The organism is Enterococcus silesiacus (genome assembly GCF_001886225.1).
In the GTDB taxonomy this organism is placed as follows: Bacteria; Bacillota; Bacilli; order Lactobacillales; family Enterococcaceae; genus Enterococcus_L; species Enterococcus_L silesiacus.
Window position 1 is genome coordinate 1 of record NZ_JXLC01000059.1, and the last position, 1474, is coordinate 1474.

Consider the following 1474-nt stretch of genomic DNA (forward strand, 5'->3'; position numbering starts at 1 on the left):
ATAGTTGTAAGTAAAGCAATCAGAATTAAGATAAAGGTCATCCATTTTGCATCGTTTTTGCGCCAACTCCAAGCGAGCCAACCAATCATGCCAACTGTAAAAATTGGTAATAAGCAATTGATATAAAATAAGGGTTGCATAGAAGATATAATCATCACAGGATTGGATGCAAATCTAAGCATCATTACAATAGCAGTGATCATGACAAGTAGACCAACGGCTGAAAAGGCTGCAAGTAAGGTGTAGTTTCGTGACCAACCATTTACTTTCTTTTTCATTTTTTGTTTGATAAATTTAACCAGTAAATAAATCAACGAACCTAAAAATGCTACAAATGAAATTCCAAAAGCAATCAGGTTAAACAACTGTGTATCTAGGACAGAAGTAACAGGCAGAAATTCATGAGTTACACCAAAGCCAATTCTGCGAACTTCATCTTTATCATTTACCTCAAAATACAAGGTGTTAAGATTCACGCCACTTCGTTCAATATCTGTTAGCTCATTACCAACTTTTTGATAAATGCCTGATGCTACTTCAACATAATGAATAGTCTCTTTTTCTCCTGGAATTTTTAAGTTAATGCCACCTTCAGTATTTTCTGTTAGGATAAAATCACCGTCGAAAACGATAGAAGATAATTTTGCCATGGTTGATACCTGTGTTCTTGCACCACGATAGCGCCCAGTTATTTTTTTATCCATAGCGCTTTTTTCAATTGCGATGTCAGTAGTAGCAGTATCTTGTCCAAATAATAATGTTTCTAAATCTCTTCGAATACCTGTTGCTTCACCACCAACATTCGTTAATAAAACATAACCAGTTCCTTCTTCAGGATCAAAATTTAGTTGTGATGTAAAGCCCGCTGTATTTCCACCATGTCCAATGAGACGTTTACCATTTACTTCTTTTTCCCAAAAGCCATGAGCATTTCCAATCGTTTCTGGGACGATACTGTAAGAGTGACTTTTGAACTGCTCTAAAGTTTTTGCCTCTTTAAAAAACTGATAAGGCGTATTTTCTTTATTATCTAATAGCATCAACATAAAATGAGTCATGTCTGTTGCTGTTGAGTGTAGAGATGCTGCTGGCATATCATTTGATAATAAGAAATCTTCTAGTTTAAATGATGAGCCATCAAATGAATAACCAAAGCTCATATTGTCTTTTATAACAGGTTCATCATCATAAACAATGGAAAAAGTTGAATGATTCATTTTAAGTTGTTCATGTATAAACTGATTCATATAGACGATATAGTCTTGACCTGTCACTTGTTCAATAATATAACCTGCTAAGTTCGCACCATAATTTGAATAAGAAGTAACGGTTCCAGGTTCATAGACTTGTTTGGGTTGTTTTTCCTTTGTAATGGTTTCTTTTAAGGGCTTTATTTGATCAACATTTTGTAGATCCATTCCCTCAATTTTTTCTTCAAATCCTGCTGTATGGTGCATCAAGTCCAAAATGGTTA

At 34.5% G+C, this 1474-nt stretch carries 1 protein-coding gene; it reads right to left on the reverse strand.

What is annotated here, in order from left to right; genetic code table 11:
- Nucleotides 1-1474 (reverse strand): serine hydrolase domain-containing protein (locus tag RV15_RS18360; protein ID WP_139243066.1); only part of this gene is annotated, 1474 nt, incomplete at both ends.